Source organism: Spirillospora sp. NPDC048911, from assembly GCF_043198015.1.
In the GTDB taxonomy this organism is placed as follows: domain Bacteria; phylum Actinomycetota; class Actinomycetes; order Streptosporangiales; family Streptosporangiaceae; genus Spirillospora.
The window spans coordinates 403,635-421,697 of sequence record NZ_JBICUD010000002.1 but is presented as its reverse complement, the minus strand read 5'-3'; the positions used below and the strand labels follow the sequence as shown (position 1 = coordinate 421,697).

Annotated in this window: 21 protein-coding genes; 12 read left to right on the top strand and 9 right to left on the bottom strand. The window is 71.6% G+C overall.

Going from position 1 to position 18,063, the window contains the following annotated elements; all coding sequences use genetic code 11:
- The first annotated feature begins 43 nt into the window (after nt 1-43).
- Nucleotides 44-883 (top strand): NAD(P)-dependent oxidoreductase, encoded by an 840-nt coding sequence (locus ACGFNU_RS09145; protein WP_392591674.1) that lies wholly within the window; start codon nt 44-46, stop codon nt 881-883.
- A complete protein-coding gene (locus tag ACGFNU_RS09140; protein WP_392591672.1) occupies nt 876-1,262 on the top strand; it encodes a carboxymuconolactone decarboxylase family protein in 387 nt (128 codons plus the stop codon). The genes ACGFNU_RS09145 and ACGFNU_RS09140 overlap by 8 nt, the downstream gene beginning before the upstream one ends.
- Here ACGFNU_RS09140 and ACGFNU_RS09135 read toward each other — a convergent pair.
- Nucleotides 1,213-1,677 carry a GNAT family N-acetyltransferase gene (locus tag ACGFNU_RS09135; protein WP_392591670.1) on the bottom strand — a complete coding sequence of 155 codons (465 nt, stop codon included), beginning with the start codon at nt 1,675-1,677 and terminating at the stop codon, nt 1,213-1,215. The genes ACGFNU_RS09140 and ACGFNU_RS09135 overlap by 50 nt on opposite strands.
- A gap of 239 nt (nt 1,678-1,916) precedes the next feature.
- Here ACGFNU_RS09135 and ACGFNU_RS09130 point away from each other — a divergent pair, with 239 nt between their 5' ends.
- Nucleotides 1,917-3,746 (top strand): beta-propeller domain-containing protein, encoded by a 1,830-nt coding sequence (locus ACGFNU_RS09130; RefSeq protein ID WP_392591668.1) that lies wholly within the window; start codon nt 1,917-1,919, stop codon nt 3,744-3,746.
- A 114-nt stretch (nt 3,747-3,860) separates the two neighbouring features.
- Here the strand turns inward: ACGFNU_RS09130 and ACGFNU_RS09125 are convergent, their stop codons facing one another.
- Genes ACGFNU_RS09125 through ACGFNU_RS09110 form a run of 4 tightly spaced genes read right to left on the bottom strand, consistent with a single transcriptional unit; the run spans nt 3,861 to nt 8,069 of the window.
- Nucleotides 3,861-4,976: a D-alanine--D-alanine ligase family protein gene (locus ACGFNU_RS09125; RefSeq protein WP_392591667.1), complete on the bottom strand. Its 1,116-nt coding sequence runs from the start codon at nt 4,974-4,976 to the stop codon at nt 3,861-3,863.
- A 21-nt stretch (nt 4,977-4,997) separates the two neighbouring features.
- Nucleotides 4,998-6,254 carry a trans-sulfuration enzyme family protein gene (locus ACGFNU_RS09120; RefSeq protein WP_392591665.1) on the bottom strand — a complete coding sequence of 419 codons (1,257 nt, stop codon included), beginning with the start codon at nt 6,252-6,254 and terminating at the stop codon, nt 4,998-5,000.
- A 13-nt stretch (nt 6,255-6,267) separates the two neighbouring features.
- Nucleotides 6,268-7,257, bottom strand: a complete 990-nt coding sequence (locus ACGFNU_RS09115) for an NAD(P)H-dependent glycerol-3-phosphate dehydrogenase (RefSeq protein WP_392593460.1) — start codon at nt 7,255-7,257, stop codon at nt 6,268-6,270.
- A 17-nt stretch (nt 7,258-7,274) separates the two neighbouring features.
- Nucleotides 7,275-8,069, bottom strand: a complete 795-nt coding sequence (locus ACGFNU_RS09110; RefSeq protein WP_392591664.1) for a lysophospholipid acyltransferase family protein — start codon at nt 8,067-8,069, stop codon at nt 7,275-7,277.
- A 166-nt stretch (nt 8,070-8,235) separates the two neighbouring features.
- Here ACGFNU_RS09110 and cofC point away from each other — a divergent pair, with 166 nt between their 5' ends.
- Entirely contained in the window at nt 8,236-8,907 is a 672-nt protein-coding gene (cofC, locus tag ACGFNU_RS09105; RefSeq protein ID WP_392591662.1) for a 2-phospho-L-lactate guanylyltransferase, read from the top strand.
- Between the two features lie 40 nt (nt 8,908-8,947).
- Nucleotides 8,948-9,154, top strand: coding sequence for a hypothetical protein (locus ACGFNU_RS09100; RefSeq protein ID WP_392591660.1), 207 nt, complete (start codon nt 8,948-8,950; stop codon nt 9,152-9,154).
- 88 nt (nt 9,155-9,242) lie between these two features.
- Here ACGFNU_RS09100 and ACGFNU_RS09095 read toward each other — a convergent pair whose 3' ends face one another.
- The 4 genes from ACGFNU_RS09095 to leuC all read right to left on the bottom strand — a co-directional run bounded on the left by ACGFNU_RS09095 (nt 9,243) and on the right by leuC (nt 12,002).
- Nucleotides 9,243-9,521: an HU family DNA-binding protein gene (locus ACGFNU_RS09095; RefSeq protein WP_392591658.1), complete on the bottom strand. Its 279-nt coding sequence runs from the start codon at nt 9,519-9,521 to the stop codon at nt 9,243-9,245.
- A 155-nt stretch (nt 9,522-9,676) separates the two neighbouring features.
- Nucleotides 9,677-9,910 carry a hypothetical protein gene (locus tag ACGFNU_RS09090; RefSeq protein ID WP_392591656.1) on the bottom strand — a complete coding sequence of 78 codons (234 nt, stop codon included), beginning with the start codon at nt 9,908-9,910 and terminating at the stop codon, nt 9,677-9,679.
- Nucleotides 9,911-10,002: 92 nt separating this feature from the next.
- Nucleotides 10,003-10,590 (bottom strand): 3-isopropylmalate dehydratase small subunit, encoded by a 588-nt coding sequence (gene leuD, locus ACGFNU_RS09085; protein WP_392591654.1) that lies wholly within the window; start codon nt 10,588-10,590, stop codon nt 10,003-10,005.
- Nucleotides 10,591-10,604: 14 nt separating this feature from the next.
- A complete protein-coding gene (gene leuC / locus ACGFNU_RS09080; protein ID WP_392591652.1) occupies nt 10,605-12,002 on the bottom strand; it encodes a 3-isopropylmalate dehydratase large subunit in 1,398 nt (465 codons plus the stop codon).
- 97 nt (nt 12,003-12,099) lie between these two features.
- Between leuC and ACGFNU_RS09075 the strand changes: the two genes are divergently transcribed.
- The 7 genes from ACGFNU_RS09075 (at nt 12,100) to ACGFNU_RS09045 (ending at nt 17,991) form a co-directional block, all read left to right on the top strand.
- Nucleotides 12,100-12,819 carry an IclR family transcriptional regulator gene (locus ACGFNU_RS09075; RefSeq protein WP_151567251.1) on the top strand — a complete coding sequence of 240 codons (720 nt, stop codon included), beginning with the start codon at nt 12,100-12,102 and terminating at the stop codon, nt 12,817-12,819.
- A 15-nt stretch (nt 12,820-12,834) separates the two neighbouring features.
- The gene (locus ACGFNU_RS09070; RefSeq protein WP_392591650.1) at nt 12,835-15,189 is read left to right on the top strand and encodes a glycoside hydrolase family 3 protein; all 2,355 of its coding nucleotides are present in this window, start codon (nt 12,835-12,837) and stop codon (nt 15,187-15,189) included.
- Nucleotides 15,190-15,274: 85 nt separating this feature from the next.
- Nucleotides 15,275-15,904, top strand: a complete 630-nt coding sequence (locus tag ACGFNU_RS09065) for a MerR family transcriptional regulator (RefSeq protein WP_392591648.1) — start codon at nt 15,275-15,277, stop codon at nt 15,902-15,904.
- Between the two features lie 61 nt (nt 15,905-15,965).
- Entirely contained in the window at nt 15,966-16,367 is a 402-nt protein-coding gene (locus ACGFNU_RS09060) for a YidH family protein (RefSeq protein WP_392591646.1), read from the top strand.
- Nucleotides 16,364-16,672 (top strand): DUF202 domain-containing protein, encoded by a 309-nt coding sequence (locus ACGFNU_RS09055; protein WP_392591644.1) that lies wholly within the window; start codon nt 16,364-16,366, stop codon nt 16,670-16,672. The genes ACGFNU_RS09060 and ACGFNU_RS09055 overlap by 4 nt, the downstream gene beginning before the upstream one ends.
- A 33-nt stretch (nt 16,673-16,705) precedes the next feature.
- Entirely contained in the window at nt 16,706-17,104 is a 399-nt protein-coding gene (locus ACGFNU_RS09050; protein WP_392591643.1) for an NUDIX domain-containing protein, read from the top strand.
- Between the two features lie 152 nt (nt 17,105-17,256).
- Nucleotides 17,257-17,991: an alternative oxidase gene (locus tag ACGFNU_RS09045; protein WP_392591641.1), complete on the top strand. Its 735-nt coding sequence runs from the start codon at nt 17,257-17,259 to the stop codon at nt 17,989-17,991.
- Nucleotides 17,992-18,063: the final 72 nt, after the last annotated feature.

Sequence of the window (18,063 nt, the reverse complement as noted above, 5' to 3'; positions counted from 1 at the left end):
TCGTCAGTCGTTCCTCCCTCCTCAGTCCAGACAAGGCGGCGCCATGACGTACGGCTTCATCGGGCTCGGCCAGATGGGCGCTCCGATGGCGGCGCACCTCGCGGACCGGGGGCTGATCGTCTACGACACGCGTGCCGAGGCCGTCCGGCCGCTCGTCGGCAAGGGGGCGAAGGCGGCGTCCAGCGTCTCCGAGGTGGCCCGCGCCGCCGACGTCGTCTCCGTGATGGTCCGCGACGACGACCAGGTGAACGAGGTCGCGGCGGAAATCCTGGCGTCGGCTCGTGCCGGCACCGTCCTGGCGATCCACTCCACCATCCGCGCGCGCACGGCGGAGGCGCTGGCCGACCGGGCGCGGCCGTACGGCATCGAGGTCGTCGACGCCCCGGTCAGCGGCGGCTTCATGGGCGCGAACGCCGGGACCCTGGCCGTCATGGTCGGCGGCACCCCCGAGGCCTTCGCCCGCTGCAAGGAGCCGTTCGAGTCCTGGGCCGAGCTGATCCTCCACATGGGCCCGGTTGGAGCGGGCACCCGCACCAAGCTCGCCCGCAACCTGCTGCACTTCGTCGCGTTCACCGCCGCCGCCGAAGCCCAGCGCCTCGCCGAGGCCTCCGGCGTCTCGCTCCGCAAGCTCGCCCGCGTCGTCCGTCACTCCGACGCCATCACGGGAGGCGCCGGCTCCATCATGCTGCGGTCGACGACGGCGCCGCTGGACCCCGACGACGAGCTGTACGACATCCTGCGGCACGTTCGATCTCTGGGCGAGAAGGACCTGACCCTCGCCCTCGAACTCGCCGACGACCTGAAGGTCGACACCCCCCTGGCCCGCCTGGCCCTCGACCGCTTCGCCGCCGGACTCGGCCTGGAGGAGGACCACCATGGATGAACGGCGCGCACGCGGCCTGGACATGATGCGCCAGGTGTACGGCTGGGAGATCGGCGACGCGCCCGGCGACTTCTTCGGCATCACCGTGGACCATCTCTTCGGCGAGATCTGGACGCGGCCCGGCCTGTCCATGCGCGACCGCCGCCTGCTGCTCATCGGCATGCTCGCCGGTCAGGGCCTCAACGACGTCCTCGACATCCAGATCCCCGCCGCCCTCCAGAACGGCGAGCTCTCCCCCGCCGAGCTCCGCGAGATCGCCATCTTCCTGACGCACTACGTCGGCTGGCCGCTCGGCTCCAAGCTCAGCGTCCAGATCGACGGCCTGATCGCTAAGGAGCGTGCCAGGTCAGCGCGATCTGGTGATCCCGGAACCCCATAGAGCGGTACAGCGGCGCGGCCTCCGGCGTGGCGTGCAGTTCGACCCGGGCCACGTCGTTCTCCGCGAACCAGTTGAGGAGCTCCTTCATGACGAGCCGCGCGTACCCCTGCCCCCGGTAGGACGGGTCCGTCACCATGCCGAGCACGTACCCCGCGAGCGCGTTGGCCTGGTACGGAGTCGGCAGCCGGTATTGCAACACCCCGATCCCGCACGCCGCGAGCTCGCCATCGTCGCCGTCCACCACGAAGACGCCGAGCTCACGGCCGCCGAGCCGCTCCTTCATGTCCGTGGCGAACTGCTCGCGCCACTCCCACGCGGGCGCCGGATTGTCGGAGTCGACCAGCCGGCGGAACAGCAGCTCACGCAGGCGCGTCAGCTCGGGGATGTCATCGACGGTGGCCGGACGAACAATCATTCAGCCACCCTATGCGACAAAGTCAGCCGCCTGTGTCAGGGGGATCGGCCGCCGGCGCCCGTTCCCGAGGCGGAGAAAAAGTTTGGTTTGGGCGGGAACCCGGGGGTCAGAGTCGGCGTCTAAGTGCAATGCGTCCCCGTGCATATGTCCCCGCACTGCCTGTGGCGTCCGTGCTCCTGCTGGCCGGGTGCTCGGGCGGCGGCGGGGCCGCGAAGGGCCCGGCGGCGGATGCGCCGCCCATGCGGTTGGTGGCTTACGACAACTGCGATGAGCTGCTGGACGGGTTGCGGACGGCGACGGCGAAGCGGGTGACGCCGTACGGGCTGGACGGGCCCACGTTCCTGCAGAAGGTACCGGACGGGGCGACGCCGGAGGCGGCCGATGGGCGAGCCTCCAAGGGCGCGCAGCCGCAGGAGCGTTCGGGCACGAACGTGCATGAGGCCGCGGCCGACGAGCCCGATCTGGTGAAGACCGACGGCCGCCGGATCGTGGTGATCTCGCGCGACAAGCTCCAGGTCATCGATCCCGCCACCAGGAAGGTCGTGCACCGGCTCGAACTGTCGGTGCGAGGCCCCGGGATGTATCCGGGCGGCGGCGACTCGCAGCTGTTCCTGAGCGGTGACCGTGCCCTGGTGATGTCGCGCGACTCCCCGATGGGGATCGACGCGATGGAGCGGACAGACATGCGGACCGACATCGCGAAGCCGGTGCGGACGCGCCCACAGACGCGGCTCACGCTGGTCGACCTGGCCGGAACCCCGAAGGTCCTGGGTTCCATGACGTCCGAGACCGAGTTCGTGGACGCGCGCCAGACCGGATCGGTCGCGCGCATCGTGGTGAAGTCGCGGCCCCGCATCGACTTCCCGGTCGAGCCCCACGGCGTCCAGCAGGAGCAGAAGGCGCTGGAGCGCAACCGGCAGCTCGTCCAGAAGGCCCCGCTCAGCGCCTGGCTGCCCAAGTTCGAGGTGCGGAACGGCGCGGAGACCAAGGCGTACACGATGCCGTGCGGCCAGGTCAGCCGGCCCGCCTCGTACACGGGCACGACGATGCTCAGCGTGCTGACGGTGGATCTCGGCAAGGCACTGGGCGATCCTGACCCGGCCGGCGTGGTGGCCGACGGGCAGACCGTCTACGGAACGGGCGCGAGCCTCTACGTGACCGGGACGCCGCCGCAGGCCGTGGGGTGGGGCAAGGTCGCACCGAAGCCCGTGGAGGCGCGGACCGACATCCACAAGTTCGACGTCCGCGGGCAGGGGCGGCCGCGCTATGTGGCCTCCGGGTCCGTGCAGGGCGATCTGCTCAACCAGTACTCGATGTCCGAGCACGACGGTCACCTGCGGATCGCCACGACGACGACTCCGATGGCGGCCCCGGACGCCCCGGCGACCTCGACGGCCGCGCCGCGGTCGGAGAGCGCCGTCCGGGTGCTCGAGCAGCGGGGGGCCAAGCTGACGATGATCGGTGAGCTGGGCGAGCTCGGCAAGGGCGAGCGGATCTATTCGGTGCGGTTCATCGGGCCCAAGGCGTACGTGGTGACGTTCCGCCAGGTCGATCCGCTGTACGTGCTCGATCTGAGCGATCCGACAAGGCTTCGGTCGACCGGCGAGCTCAAGATCACCGGGTATTCCGCCTACCTGCATCCGACCGCCGACGGCAGGCTGCTCGGCGTCGGCCAGGACGCCGACGCCAAGGGACGGACCCTGGGCACGCAGGTGTCGTTGTTCGACGTCGCGGGCGCGCCCAAGCGGGTGGACGCGTTCAAGCTGCCCGAGTCGAGCGCGGCGACCGAGTTCGACCCGCACGCCTTCCTCTACTGGGCGAAGTCCGGCCTCACGGTGATCCCGGTGTCACGCCACACCTCGGGCGGCGGCGAGGCGCTCGTGCTGAAGATCGGCGCCCAGGGCATCGACAGGATGGGCACGGTGCGCCATCCGAGCACGGGCTTCGAGGTGCCCGTCCAGATCCTGCGTTCGCTGGTGGTGGGCGACACGCTGTGGACGATCTCGTCCGAGGGTGCCCGCGCGACCAGCGCCACGACGCTCGACGACCAAGGCTGGCTGCGGTTCTGAGGGGATGCCGCAGCCCTGGTGACCGGTCGCGGCGCCACGTCTGATCAACGTGGCCCCGCGACCGGTCGCCCTTGTCTTGTCAAGGCTCGTCCGGCGCGGGCCGTTGCCCTTTGCTCAGCGCAGGCCGGTGGAGCGCCGGAGCGCCGTCTGGATGAGCCGGTCGACCAGCGCCGGGTAGTCGAGGCCGCTGGCGGCCCACATCTGCGGGAACGCCGAGGTCGGGGTGCAGCCGGGCATGGTGTTGATCTCGTTGAGGATCCACCTGCCGTCGGCCGTGTAGAAGAAGTCGACGCGGGCCAGGCCCTCGCAGTCGAGCGCGTCGAACGCCTGGGCGGCGATGCGCTGGGCCTCCTCGATCGCGGCCGGGTCGAGGTCCGGCGGGATGTCCAGCCGCAGCGAGCTGTCGAGGTACTTGGTCTCGAAGTCGTAGAAGCCGGCGTCGGAGCCCATCACGACCTCGGCGGGCAGGCTGGCCTCGGGCGGGCCGTCGTCCAGGCCCTGGAGCACGCCGAGCTCGATCTCGCGGCCGGCGATGGCCGCCTCGACGATCACCTTGGGGTCGTGCTCACGGGCCGCCTCGACCGCGGCCTCCAGCTCGGCCTCGGTCTCGACGCGGCTGATCCCCATGCTCGAACCGGCGCGGGCGGGCTTGACGAACACCGGCCAGCCCAGCTCGCGCACCTCGTCGATCTTCCGCTTGCGCTCCCGGCGCCACTCGCGGTCGCTGATGATCACGTACGGGCCGATGGGGAGGCCCCGGGCCTCCCAGACGAGCTTCATGAAGCCCTTGTCCATGCCGACCGCGCTGGCCAGGACCCCGGCGCCCACATAGCGGACCCCGGCGAGCTCCAGCATGCCCTGGATGGTGCCGTCCTCACCGTACGGGCCGTGCAGCAGGGGGAGCACCACGTCAACGTCGACCAGCGCCGCCGAAGGCGCCTCCAGCGGCTCGACCACCATGAGACCGCGGCTCTCAGGGTCGAACGGCAGGGCCAGAGCGGTGCCCTCGCCCGAGACCTCGGGCAGCCGGCCGTCCTCGATGGCGAGGTTGAGACCGGCGGGGGGCAGCACCCAGCGGCCGTCGCGGGCGATGCCGACCGGCACCACCTCGTACCGGTCCCGGTCGATGGCGGCCATCACGGCGCCGGCGGTCACGCACGAGATGTTGTGCTCCGAGCTGCGCCCGCCGAACACCACGGCCACGCGGATCTTTGAAGACTCCTGGGACATGATTGCCGACCCTACCGGTGATCAGCACGAACCGGCCACGAAGGGCAGGCCGCGGCTGACGGCGTCGAGGGCCTCGGTCACGTCGCGGACGAGGTCGTCGGCGTCCTCCAGCCCGATGGAGAAGCGCACCGCCGCCGGGTCGATGCCCGCCGCGCCCAGCTCCGCCTCGTCGAGCCGGTGATGGGTGGTGGAGGCGATGTGGCCCACCGTGGTGTGCGTGCCGCCGAGGGACGTCGCGACCAGCGGCAGCCGGAGCGCGTCGACCAGGGCCTGGCCCGCCTCGCGCCCGCCGTCCGGGGTGAGGGTGACGATCGCGCCGAAGCGCGTGCCCTCGGGACCGGCGGTGAACAGCCTGCGGCCGAGTTCGTGGCCGCGGTGGCCGGGCAGGCCCGGGTAGTCGACCGCGCGGACGCCCGGATGCCCGGCGACCGCGGCGGCGAAGAGGTTGGCGGTGTCGCACTGGCGCCGGACACGGACGGGAAGGGTCTCCAGCCCGCGGCGCAGCAGGAACGCCTCGTCCGGCGCGAGCACCGAGCCGGTCTCGATCCGGACGCGCCGCACCGCCTCCACCAGCTCGGGACGGCCGATCACCGCACCGCCGGTGGCGTCGCCGTGCCCGCCGATGAACGTGGTGGCCGAGTGCACGACCAGGTCGGCGCCGTGCTCCAGCGGGCGGCACACGACCGGCGTGGCCAGCGAGGAGTCGACCGCGAGCAGCGCGCCGCCCTCGTGCGCGATGTCGGCGAGCAGCGGCAGGTCGGGCACGTCCAGGCCGCGGTCGGCGATCGTCTCGGCCCACACCAGCCGGGTGGCGGGACGCATCGCGGCCAGCGCGGCGCCCGGCTCGGCCATGTCGACGAAGGTGGCGTCGACGCCGAACCGGTTGAGCAGGCCGACCAGCAGGTCGCGAGTGCCCCCGTACACCGTCGACGGAGCGATCACGTGCGCGCCGGCGCGGGCGAACGCGAGGAAGACCGCGGTGACGGCGGCCATGCCGGAGCCGAACGCCTGGCCCGTCACGGGCTCGCCGCCGAGCCCGGCGCCCTCCAGCGAGGCGAGGCCCGCGGCGAACGCGTCGGCGGTCGGGTTGGCGACGCGGCCGTGGCAGTGCCCCGGAGTGCGGTCGCTCACCACATCGGCGTGCTCCGCCGCGCCCTCGAAGGCGAACGCGCTGGTACGCCAGATCGGGAGGCCCACCGGAGACTGCCGCGGGACGGGGGGCGACGGCAGATGGACGGCACGGGTGTTCTCACCCTGCCTGCGGGTATCTCTACGCATCGCTCACAGCATGTCACACGCCGTAGCGCTCCGGCTTGGGAGAGCGGGAGATGAGCGAAAGACCCGCCTCCTTGATCGGCATGCCGTGGTAGAGCACGCCGGCCACCGACTCGGTGATCGGCATCTCGACATTGTGCTTGCGGGCCAGCTCCAGCACCGCCTCGCAGGACTTCACGCCCTCGGCGGTCTGCTTGGTGACCGCGATGACCTGCTCCAGGGTCATGCCCCGCCCGAGGTTCTCGCCGAACGTGCGGTTGCGCGACAGCGGCGACATGCAGGTGCCGACGAGGTCGCCCATCCCGGCGAGCCCGGCGAAGGTGTGCTCGTCGGCGCCGAGGGCCGTGCCGAGCCGGGTGATCTCGGCGAGGCCGCGGGTGATCAGCAGGGCCTGGGTGCTGTCGCCGAAGCCGAGCCCGACCGACATGCCCACGCACAGCGCGACGACGTTCTTGACCGCGCCGCCCAGCTCGCAGCCGATCACGTCGGTGGAGGTGTAGGTGCGGAAGTAGGGGGTCATCGTGGCGGCCTGCAGCCGCTGGGCGTTGCCCTCGTCGACGCAGCCGGCGACCGCGGCGCCCGGCTGCCCGGTGGCGATCTCACGGGCCAGGTTGGGCCCGCAGAACACCGCCACCCGTTCCTCGGGCACGTCGGCGACCTCCTGGATGACCTCCGACATCCGGCGGCACGTGCCGAGCTCGATGCCCTTCATCAGGCTGACCATGACCGCCTCGGGGGGCAGGTCGGGCACCCACTGCGAGAGGTTCTCGCGAAGCGTCTGGGCGGGGACGGCGAGCGCCACGAACTCGGCCCCGGCCAGCGCCTCGGCCGGGTCGAGGGTGGCCCGCAGCCCCTCGGGCAGCTCGACCCCCGGCAGGTAGTCGGGGTTCTCGCGGCGTTCGTTGACCGACTCCACGATCTCGGGGCGGCGTCCCCACAGCGTCACCTCGCAGCCGGCGTCACGCAGCAGCTTGGCGACGACGGTGCCCCAGGAACCGGCGCCCATCACGGCCGTACGAACACTCACGAGGTCGCCTCGCTCTCCGTGCCATCGTTGTTGAGGAGCTTGCGGCGCTCCTCCTGGGCCTTGTGGTGGTCGTACAGCTCCTTGGGCGCGTCCTGCCCGCGCAGCTCGCCGAGCAGGTCGGCGATGGCGCGCATGATCTCGTCGGTGGCCCCGCGCAGCACCGACTTGGTGAGCGGCTTGCCGTCGTACTTCGACAGGTCGACCGGCGGCCCGGCGATCACCTTCATGGTCTTGCGCGGGAACGGGTGGAACCCCTTCTTGAGGCTGCCCCGCAATCCGCTGCGCTCCCCCTTCTTGTACGGGAGGAGCTCGTGGGCGCCCCAGTTGGCGACCGGCACGACCTTGGCGCCCGTCTTGAGGGCCATCCGCGCCACTCCGGTCTGGCCGGTCATCGGCCACAGGTCGGGGTCGCGGGTGCAGCTGCCCTCGGGGTAGAACATCAGGCATTCGCCGTCGACCAGGGCCTGCTCGGCGTCCCGGAGGGCGAGCGCGGCGTCGGCCCGGTCGCGGTAGACCGGGATCTGTCCCGTCCCGCGCAGCACGGACCTGAGGACCTTCACGTCGAACAGCGTGGACTTGGCCAGATAGACCGGGTAGCGGCCCGCCTCGTACACGAAATGGGCGAGCGCGAGCGGGTCGGACTCCGAGATGTGGTTGGCGGCGATGATCAGGCCGCCTTCCCTGGGCACGTTCCGCTGGCCGCGCCAGTCGCGCTTGAGCAGCCCGTAGAGCAGCGGCCGCAGGATGACGATCGTGAACTTCCGCCACGCCGGCGAATACTCGTGGCTCATGCGTCCTCCTTGTGGAGGGATGCCGACCCCATGTACGGCGAGCCCTGCCCACGCCCCCCGGAGCGTTCGCTCCGCTCCCTCATGTGTGACCCTCCTAGGTCAAATCCCCTGTGAACCAGGGGTGTCCTCAAGTGTCGCGGTTGCGTGCGCATAGTGTCGAGTTGCCATGTCTACAGCAGAGCTCAGTGCGCCTCGACTCCAGTGGTCCCTTGTCGTGCCGGTCAAGGTGCTGGCCCGCGCCAAAACCCGCCTCGCCGCGGCGGCGGGCCCGCACCGCGAGGGCCTCGCGCTCGCCGTCGCGACCGACACCGTGGCCGCCGCGCTGCGCTGCGACCGGGTGCACAGTGTGATTGTCGTCACCGACGATCCCCTTCCCGCCGCCGAGCTGGCCGCCCTCGGCGCGACGGTGATCGCCGACGAACCCGACGCCGGCCTCAATCCCGCCCTGGTGCACGGGGGCCGGCATTCCCGCGCCGTCGCCCCGCACACCGGCGTCGGGGCCATGTCCGCGGATCTCCCCGCGCTGCGTCCCGGCGAGCTGGACCGGGTGCTGGACGCCGCCGCGACGGCTCCCGCCGCGTTCGTGCCGGACGCCGCCGGGATCGGCACCACGCTCTACACCGCCCGCCCCGGCGTCCCGTTCGCGCCCGCCTTCGGCGGCGACTCGCGCATCGCCCACCGCGCGCGGGGCGCCGTCGAGCTGGCGCTCGACGACATCGACAGCGTACGTCGTGACGTGGACACCCTGGACGACCTCAAGATCGCTCTGAGTCTGGGCGCCGGCCCCCGCACCACCGCGGTGGCCGATCTCCTCCCGGCGCTCCGCACGTCGGCCTGAGGATCACGCCCGGGATTCCGCCTGAAGATAAGGTGCTCGCATGCAGGGGACGGTACGTACGTACGACGCCGGAGCTCGCTCGGGCAGCGTGCTCCTCGATGACGGCACCGAGCTGCCCTTCGACGCGGCCGCGTTCGACGCGGGCGGCCTGCGGATGCTGCGCTTCGGTCAGCGCGTCAACCTGGCCCTCGACGACACCGGCACCGTGTCGGTGATCACCCTGTCGACCTTCCCGCTGCCGCGTTAGCCGGGTCCGGTGCTGATCGCGGCCGGGCCTGAGAACGCGACAACGCCCGAGCCGTTCGTTCGACGGCTCGGGCGCTGTCCCGGGTGCGTTACTTCTTTCCGGCCACCAGGTTCTTGAAGTCGGCGCCCGCCTTGAACTTGGGCACCGACGTCGCGGGAACATCGATGGACTTGCCGGTTGCGGGGTTACGGGCCGTGCGGGCAGGCCGGTCGGCCTTCTCGAACGAACCGAATCCAGTGATCGCAACCTTGTCGCCCTTGGCGACGGCGGTCTGGATGGTCTCCAGAATGGCGTCGACGGCCTCGGCTGCGGCCTTCTTGCTGCCCAGCCGGTCAGAGATGGCGTCGACCAGCTCACGCTTGTTCATGGGTTACTCCTCTAGTTCCCCCCTTGCCCGAACGAAACTAAGGGAGTCGCGGCATCGGCACAATCACCAGACAGCAAGAGTCGCCGTGTCGCTGACGTTTTTGTCGTTTTCGCCCCGTCTCGCCAGGCGCCGGACCGAATCCGGCCACGAGCACGCTATCCCCCGTGGGGCGTCCCGCGGAAATCGGCGAGAAAGGTCTCCAGCCGCCGGGCCGCCAGTTCGGGGTCGCGTTTGGCCAGGTCGGTGATCGCCAGGAGATGCCGGATCAGCCGCCGCCGCGTCGCCTGCGGCAGCGGCGCGACCAGCCGGTGCGCCTCGCGCAGCCGGAGCGCGAGGTCGGTCAGCGCCGGATCGTCCCATTCGGGTCCGGTCCACGGGCGCGTGCTCACTGAGGCCCCCAAAACGGTCGAGCATGTCTCCGTACAGAGGAGATTCTCCTCTGTACGGAGACATGCTCGTTGACCGGGGGTGGCCCCGGAGGTCAGGCGGTGGTGGGCATCCAGGCGATCCGGCGGCCCTCGAACTCGGTGATGCCGTCGGCGTGGCGCAGGGTCAGGCCGATGTCGTCCAGGCCCTCCATGAGCCGCCAGCGGGTGTAGTCGTCGATCTCGAACGCGGCCACGATGTCGCCGCTCCGCACCTGGCGCTCGCCCAGGTCCACGGTGATCTCGGCCGCGGGGTCCTGCTCGGCCTGCGTCTGGAGGGCCTCGACGGTCTCGGCGGGCAGGATGACCGGCAGCAGCCCCATCTTGGTGGAGTTGTTGCGGAAGATGTCGCCGAAGCGCGGCGCGATGACGACCCGGAAGCCGTACTGCTGCAACGCCCAGACGGCGTGCTCGCGGGACGAGCCGGTGCCGAAGTCCGGGCCGGCGACGAGGATGCTGGCGCCCTCGTACTGAGGCTGGTTGAGGACGAACTCGGGGTCCTCGCGCCAGGCGGAGAAGAGGCCCTGGTCGAAGCCGGTGCGGCTGACCTGCTTGAGCCAGACCGCCGGGATGATCTGGTCGGTGTCGACGTTGCTGCGGCGCAGCGGCACGGCGCGCCCGGTGTGCGTGGTGAACGCTTCCATCGTTCAGGGGTCCCTTACAGGTCGGCGGGCGCGGTCAGGCGGCCGGTGACGGCGGTGGCGGCGGCGACGGCGGGCGACACCAGGTGGGTGCGGCCGCCGGGGCCCTGACGGCCCTCGAAGTTGCGGTTGGACGTCGAGGCGCTGCGCTCGCCGGGCGTCAGCTTGTCGGGGTTCATGGCCAGGCACATCGAGCAGCCCGCCTCGCGCCATTCGGCCCCGGCGGCGGAGATGACCTCGTTCAGGCCCTCCTCCTCGGCCTGCTTCTTGACCTTCATCGAGCCCGGCACGACCAGCATGCGGACGCCGTCGGCGACCTTGCGTCCCTCCAGCACGCCCGCCACGGCGCGCAGGTCCTCGATGCGGCCGTTGGTGCAGGAGCCGACGAAGACGGTGTCGACCTTGATCTCGCGCAGCGGCGTGCCCGCGGTGAGGCCCATGTACTCCAGGGCGCGCTCGGCGGCCTGCCGGTCGGTGGGGTCGTCGAACGCGGCGGGGTCGGGCACGGAGTCGCCCAGCGGCAGGCCCTGGCCCGGGTTGGTGCCCCAGGTGACGAACGGCGTCAGCGTGGAGGCGTCGATGACGACCTCCTTGTCGAAGACGGCGTCGTCGTCGGTGCGCAGCGACTTCCAGTACTCGACGGCGGCGTCCCAGTCGGCGCCCTGCGGCGCGTGCGGGCGGCCCTTGAGGTACTCGAACGTGGTCTCGTCCGGGGCGATCATCCCCGCGCGGGCGCCCGCCTCGATGGACATGTTGCAGACCGTCATGCGGCCTTCCATCGACAGCTCACGGACGGCCTGGCCCCGGTACTCGATGATGTGACCCTGGCCGCCCCCGGTGCCGATCTCCGCGATGATCGCCAGGATCAGGTCCTTGGCGGTCACCCCGGCGGGCAGCGAGCCCTCCACCGTGACGGCCATCATCTTGGGCTTGACCTGCGTCAGCGTCTGGGTGGCCAGGACGTGCTCGACCTCGCTGGTGCCGATACCGTGGGCCAGCGCGCCGAACGCGCCGTGGGTGGAGGTATGCGAGTCACCGCACACCACCGTCATGCCCGGCTGGGTCAGGCCCAGCTGCGGGCCGATGACATGGACGATGCCCTGGCCGTCGTCGCCCATCGGATGCAGCCGGATGCCGAACTCGGCGGCGTTCTTGCGCAGCGTCTCGACCTGGGTGCGCGACACCGGGTCGGCGATCGGCTTGAGCAGGTCGGTGGTCGGGACGTTGTGGTCCTCGGTGGCGATCGTCAGGTCCGGCCGGCGGACCTTGCGGTCGGCCATGCGCAGGCCGTCGAACGCCTGCGGGCTGGTCACCTCGTGCACCAGGTGAAGATCGATGTAGAGGAGATCCGGCTCGCCCTCGGCACGTCGCACGACGTGCGCGTCGTACACCTTGTCGGCCAATGTGCGGCCCATCGCTCCACCTCACCTGTGTGATCGTCCGGCGCGCCGATGCGCCGGCTCCGTGTCCACCCGACTTGCATCTCAAATTACGAGACGGCAATATCAAGACATGGACAACTCTAGCGGAGTCGGCGTACTTGACAAAGCGGTTCTCGTCTTGAACGCCCTGGAGGCCGGTCCGGCCTCGCTGGCGCAGCTCGTGCAGACCACCGGCTTGGCGCGGCCCACCGCCCACCGGCTCGCCGTCGCGCTGGAGCACCACCGCCTCGTCCACCGGGACACGCAGGGCCGTTTCATCCTGGGCCCGCGCCTGGCCGAGCTCGCCGTGGCCGCGGGCGAGGACCGGCTGCTGGCCATCGCCCAGCCGATCTTGGCCCAGCTCCGCGACCTCACCGGCGAGAGCGCCTCGCTCTTCCGCCGCCAGGGCGACGTCCGGGTCTGCGTCGCCTCCGCCGAGCGCACGAGCGGCCTGCGCGACACGATCCCGGTCGGCGCCGCGCTCCCGATGACCGCCGGCTCCGCCGCCCAGATCCTGCTGGCCTGGGAGGAGCCCGACCGCCTGCACCGGGGCCTGCGCGGCGCCAAGTTCGAGGCCACGACCCTGGCCTCCGTCCGCCGGCGCGGCTGGGCGCAGAGCGTGGGCGAGCGCGAACAGGGCGTCGGCTCGGTCTCGGCCCCGATACGGGGCGCCGGCGGCCGGGTGATCGCCGCCGTCTCGGTCTCCGGCCCCCTGGAACGCCTGACCCGCTCCCCCGGCCGCCTGCACGCGGGTCCGGTCATGGCCGCCGCCGAGAAGATCTCCGAGTCCATGCGCCGCACCGGCAACTGACCGCGAGGAGCTCCCATGGGTGCCGACGAGTCCGATCTGCGCGGGCGGCTGGAGCGCCTCACTCTGGAGGAGAAGGTCGGCCTGCTGACCGGGGCCGATTTCTGGACGCTGCACCCGATCGAGAAGATCGGGCTCCGGCGCGTGGTGATGTCGGACGGGCCGAGCGGCGTCCGCGGCACCGCCTGGGACGAGCGCGAGCCGAGCCTGCTGTTCCCGAACCCGACGTCGCTCGCCGCGACCTGGGACACAGCGCTGGCCGAACGGACGGGACGGCTGAACGGGGCGCAGGCACGCGACAAGGGTGTGCACGTCCAACTCGCCCCGACCATCAACCTGCATCGCACGCCGGTGGGCGGCCGGCATTTCGAGAACTACTCCGAGGATCCGCTGCTCACCTCGCGGATCGGCGTCGGCTTCGTCAAGGGCGTCCAGTCGGCCGGCGTGGCCGCGACGGTCAAGCATTTCGTCGCCAACGACTCCGAGACCGAGCGCATGTCGTACGACGCGCGGGTGGACGACACGACGCTGAACGAGCTCTACCTGCGCCCGTTCGAGGAAACGGTCAAGGCGGGCGCCTGGGCGGTGATGGCCGCGTACAACCAGGTCAACGGCGCCACGATGACCGAGAACGAGCCGCTCCTCACCGGCCTCCTCAAGGGCGCGTGGGGCTTCGACGGCGTCGTGGTCTCGGACTGGACCGCGATCCGTTCGACCGAGGCGAGCGCGAACGCCGGCATGGACGTGGAGATGCCGGGCATGCCGCGCAGTCCATGGGGCCCGAAACTCGTCGCCGCCGTCCGGGAGGGGAAGGTCGCCGAGGAGCTCATCGACGACAAGGTGCTGCGGATCCTGCGGCTGGCCGCCCGGGTGGGCGCGCTCGACGGCGTTCCGGCGCCCGCGCCCGTCTCGACGCCGGATGACGCGCGCGACCAGCTTCGCGAGTTCGCCGCCCGCGCGACCGTCCTGCTGGCGAACGACGGGGTACTGCCTCTGGACGCGCCGCGCAGGGTCGCGTTGCTCGGTCCGAACGCGGTGCGGTTCAGCGCCCAGGGCGGCGGCAGCGCGCACGTCAACCCGGTGCACGTCGTCACGCCGTATGAAGGCCTGCGCCGCGCGCTCGGCGAGGATACGGAGATCGACGTGCACGCGGGCGTCTATCCGCACGAGCGGCTCGCGGAACTGCCCCTCGCCATGACGGCCGACCCCGAGACCGGCGAGCCCGGGATCCGGCTGGACTACCTCGGCGACGGCTCCCGCACCGTCCATTCCGAGCTCCGGCGCGGCGCGCGCTACGTCCTCCTCACCGGCCTGCCCGGCGGAGCGAGGCGGATCGTCGCGCGGACGATCGTCACCGCGGCGCAGGCCGGTGTTCACACCTTCTCGGTCGCCGGTGTCGGCTCCTACGGCCTCCGGATCGGCGACCACGCCGAGACCGTCACGCTGTCGCTCGACGGCGGCGACCCGGTCGAGGGCATGATGCGTCCGCCCGAGCACCGCGTGGAGATCGAGCTCGCCGCCGGGCAGCGCGTCTCCCTGGAGGTGGCCCACACGCCGGCGGGCGGGCCGTTCGGCGGCGCGTTCACCATCGGCCACCACGCGCCGCACCTGCCCGAGGACGAGGAACTGGCCGCCGCGGTCGCCGCCGCGCGCGAGGCCGACGTGGCCGTGGTCGTCGTCGGCACGAACGACGACGTGGAGAGCGAGGGCTTCGACCGTTCGACGCCGGCGCTTCCCGGGCGCCAGGACGAGCTGGTGTCGGCCGTCGCCGCCGCGAACCCCCGCACGGTCGTGGTCGTGAACGCCGGAGCGCCGGTGCTCATGCCGTGGCGCGACGAGGTCGCGGCCGTGCTGTGGGTGTGGCTGCCGGGCCAGGAGGGCGGCGACGCCCTCGCCGACGTGCTCACCGGCGCGGCCGAACCGGGCGGGCGGCTCCCCACGACCTTCCCTGCCAGTGAGGACGACATCCTGTCGCCACGACCTGTGGACGGCGTGCTCGACTACGCCGAGGGCACGGCGATCGGTTACCGGCACTACGACGCGGCGGACGTCGCCTACCCGTTCGGACACGGCCACGGCTACACCACCTGGGAGTACGAGTCGGTGTCGGTCTCCGGCGGCACGGCCGAGGTGACCGTGCGCAACACGGGCGGCCGGCCCGGCCGCGAGATCGTGCAGTGCTACGCGATGGACGGGCCGCGTCCGGTGGCCCTCGCGGGCTTCGCCGTCGTCGACGCCGGCGCGGGCGAGCGCGCGACCGTCCGGGTGCCGCTGGACGACCGGCCGCCTGCTCCGCGCCGGCTCGGGGCCGGCCGTTCCCTCGCCGACCTGCGCCGCATCACCGAGGTCGATCGCGAAGCTGACGCACCGTAGGCGAGGAAGCACCCTCTGACTGGATAGTGACGGTATCCAACAGGCACTCCTGGATAGTGTTGATATCCAGCCAAGGGGGTGCGTCGTGCAGATCTCCGAGCTCAGCGACCGCAGCGGCCTCACCGTGCAGACGATCAAGTTCTACATCCGGGAGGAGCTGCTGCCCAAGGGCGCCGCCGCCAGCAGCACACGGTCGGAGTACGACGAACGGCACCTCGAGCGGCTGCGGCTCATCCGGGCGCTCCGCGAGGTCGGCGACCTGCCGGTGGCCTCGATCAAGCGCATCGTCACCGCGGTCGACGACGACACGGTCGGCATGCACGAGCTGTTCGGCACGACCCAGCACGCCATCGGCCCGCATGTGCTGCCGCCCGACGACCCGCACTGGCGGGCGGCCCGCGAGGACGTCGACGCGCTGATCCGCGAGCTCGGCTGGCAGGTGGCCCGCCGGGCGCCCGCCCGCGACCTGCTCGCGCAGACGTTCGTGGCACTGCGCCGGCTCGGCTTCCCGATCACGCTCACCGATCTGCGCCCGTACGTGAAGGCCGCCGAGGAGGTCGCCGAGCACGAGATCGGCCGCGTCGCCGGCGACGCGCCGCGCAGCCGCACCGTGCATTCCATGCTGGTGTCCACCGTGCTGTACGAACAGGTGCTCAGCGCCCTTCACCGGCTCGCCCAGGAAGACGCGTCCGCGCGCCGCTACGGAGACAAGTGACCACCGCCCGCCGCGCATAAAATGGACGCGCTCGACCATGCCGATCTTCGCCAGGTGATGGATGACCGCGCCCGACCCCTCGAACGCGCCCGCCGGCGGCCCTGCCGGCAAGTGGACCGACCGTCTGCTCGCCGAGGGCGCCGACCCCGACCCCCGCTTCACCCTCGCCAACGAGCGCACGTTCCTCGCGTGGATCCGCACCGCGCTCGCGATGATCGCCGGCGGGATCGGGCTGGCGCTCAGCGGCCGGCTGATGGCGGCGCCGTTGCGGGACGGGCTCGCGGCCGGGTTCTCGGTCGTCGGGGCGCTGATCGCGGCCATGGCGTTCCGGCGCTGGCTCCGCACCGAACGCGCGCTGCGGCGTGCCGAGACGCTCCCGTTGCCCACGTTCGCGCCGGTCATCTCCTACGGGCTGGCCGTCGTTTCCGTGACCTTGGTCGCGGCGCTCCTGGCGACCCGATGACGCTCTGGGATCCCGGCGCGCAGCACGAGCGCACCACGCTGGCCTGGTCGCGCACGATCCTTTCGATCGTCGGCGCCGGGCTCCTGTGCGTACGGCTGGCGCCCTCGGCCACGGGCGCCGTGCTGGCCGCCGCCGTGGTCTGCGGCGCGGTGGCCCTGCACCTTCGCCGTACCCGCGTCCGGCACCACCGCCGCAACCGGCGCCTGCACGAGGGCGCGTCGGTCGCCGATCCCGGCTCCATCCTGCTGGCGACGGGCGTCACCATGCTGCTGGCGCTGCTCGGCCTGGTCTTCGCCCTCGGCTGACATCTCGTTCCGGACGCCTGGGAGACTGATCACGTGGAGCTCGATGTCGTCGCCTGGGTGTACGCCGAGCGCGGCCGGATGCTGACCGTGCGATCGCGCGGACGTGACCTGCTCTACCTGCCGGGCGGCAAGCGCGAACCCGGCGAGGACGACTGGTCGGCGCTGTCACGGGAGGTCCGCGAGGAGCTGGCGGTCGAGCTCGCCCCCGCCACCTTCCGGCCGCTGGGCGTCGTCCGGGCCGTCGCGCATGACCAGCCTCGCCACGACCACGTGCGGATGGCGTGCTTCACGGCCGGCTACGACGGCGACATCGTCCCGGCCGGCGAGGTCGACGAGTTCCGGTACGTGGGCGACGAGCACCGTGACCTGCTCGCTCCCGCGTCGCAGGCGGCCCTCGACCTCGCGAAGGCGAACGGTCTCCTGCGCCCGTAGGGGTGATCCCCTACGCCGGGGGAGGTAAGGGCACGGCCGGCGGGCTCTCTCCAGGGGTACGCCAAGTGCCTCTCACGGGCGGACGCGGCGTCACGTCCCGTACGCGGAACATCGAGGCAGCTCGAACAGGACCTCGATGAACGGACGAGACCATGGCGCTCACCTCCACTCCCACCGCTCCCGCCCCCGAAACCCCTGCCAAGCACCACGGTGCCCCTCCCAAACTCTCCACCTGGGAGCTGCGCGCCGCGCAGATCGAGACCCTCGAAGCGCCACGGCTGCGCTACGGGCTGCTCGCGCGGATGCTCTTCAAGCAGATGGACCTGGTGTACGGACGTGAGCGCACGCTCGTGAAGTTCACGATGCTGGAGTTCATCGCCCGCGTCCCGTACCAGGCCTGGGAGCGCATGGGCTACTTCTCGCTCTCCCGCCACCGCCGCCGGTCCGCGCTCGCCAAGCGCGTCTACGAGCGGATCGAGGAGACCCGCGAGGAGCAGGACAACGAGCAGTGGCACCTGCTGATCCTGCAGGACCTCGTGCAGCGCGACGGCCACAGGCAGTCGTTCCTGCTGCACCGGCTGGCGCCGTGGCTGGTGGCGTTCTTCTACTACCACGTGTCCTGGCTGCTGTTCCTGGTCAAGCCGGAGATGAGCTACCGCCTCAACGCCGACTTCGAGGACCACGCCGAGCACGAGTACATGAGCTTCGTCGCCGACCACCCCGAGCTGGAGCACCTGCCCGCGCCCACGACGTACGCCGACGAGTACGGCCGTTACGACACGGTCGCCGACCTGCTCCGCCAGATCGGCCACGACGAGCGCGTCCACAAGCTCGACAGCCTGGTCAACATGCGCGCGCCGCGTTTCCAGGACGCCCCCGCGCGGTGAGCTCGCTGAAGGGCCGGAGCGACTTTGGTCGCTCCGGCCCTCGGCGTTCCGGCGACTTTGGTCTGTGCGGGA